The following is a 1,236-nucleotide window of genomic DNA, read 5'->3' on the forward strand; positions in this document are numbered from 1 at the left end:
TGACCTGCCCCCTTCGGTAGGGCCAGTCGGCTTCTAGCAAAGTCCCTTTAAACCAGCTCCTGGAAAGCGGCAGGAGCATCCGCTGTTGCCCGATGTTTCGCCGCGAACTCTGCTGGCGAAAGATAATTCAATGCGCTGTGGGGCCGGTCCTCGTTGTAGTCCTGACGCCACGCCGCGATGATCGCTCGGGCATGCGCAAGGCTCTTGAACCAATGCTCGTTAAGGCATTCGTCGCGGAACTTGCCGTTGAACGATTCGATGTACGCATTCTGCGTCGGCTTGCCGGGCTGAATCAATTTCAACGTAACGCCACTGGCGTAGGCCCATTGGTCAAGCGCCCGGCTCGTAAATTCCGGTCCCTGGTCCGTTCGCAGCGCTTTGGGATAACCCCGGAAACGTGCTGCTCGGTCTAACGCTCGTGCGACGTACAAGCCGGACATGCCGTGGTCCACGACGATATCAACGGACTCCTTGGTGAAGTCATCGACGATAGTCAGGCACTTCAGACGCCGCCCGTTCGACAGTGCATCCATCACAAAATCAATTGACCAAACTTCGTTGGGCCCGCTCGGCAAAGCCAACTGTTCGCGTTCAATCATGACGCCGTGGCGCCGACGACGGCGTCGCACAGCCAGCCCAGCTTCACGATAAAGGCGATGCACGCGCTTGTGATTCGCGTGAATGCCTTCGCGCTCCACGAGTGCATGCAGCCGCCGGTAGCCGAACCGCCGGCGCTCATGCGCCAGCTCCACCAGGCGCGCCGTTAGCGCTTCATTCTCGTGGTCCGGTTTCGACTCGTAATGCAACACGCTGCGAGATAGCCCAACAAGCCGGCAGGCGCGGCGCTCCGAGATGTCGACCTTCTCCCGAATCGCCGCCACTGCTTCGCGCTTGGCTTGTGGGCTCAGGGCTTTCCCTTGACGACCACCTTCAGCGCTTCCATATCCAGCATCGCTTCGGCCAGCAGCTTCTTCAGCCGCGCGTTCTCTGCTTCCAGGTCCTTCAGCCGGCGCGCCTCCGACACCTCCATGCCGCCGAACTTCGCGCGCCACGTGTAGAACGACGCGTCACTGAAGCCGTGCTTCCTGCACAACTCCTTCACCGGCATGCCGGCCTCGGCTTCCTTCAGAAACCCGATGATTTGCTCTTCCGTAAAACGCTTCTTCATGTTCGTCTTCTTCTCCGAAAACGAACTTTACTAGGTTCTGACTGGCCCGGTTTGTTGGGGGCAGGTCA

Annotated in this window: 1 protein-coding gene; it reads right to left on the reverse strand. The window is 59.6% G+C overall.

Annotated elements, in window-relative coordinates:
- Positions 1-47: 47 nt before the first annotated feature.
- A protein-coding gene (locus GWC77_RS27855; protein ID WP_173262730.1) for an IS3 family transposase occupies positions 48-1,168 on the reverse strand; the annotation gives its coding sequence in 2 pieces (ribosomal slippage) (positions 48-910 and positions 910-1,168; 1,122 coding nt in all).
- Positions 1,169-1,236: the final 68 nt, after the last annotated feature.

This window comes from Paraburkholderia sp. NMBU_R16, assembly GCF_013282575.1.
Lineage (GTDB): Bacteria > Pseudomonadota > Gammaproteobacteria > Burkholderiales > Burkholderiaceae > Trinickia.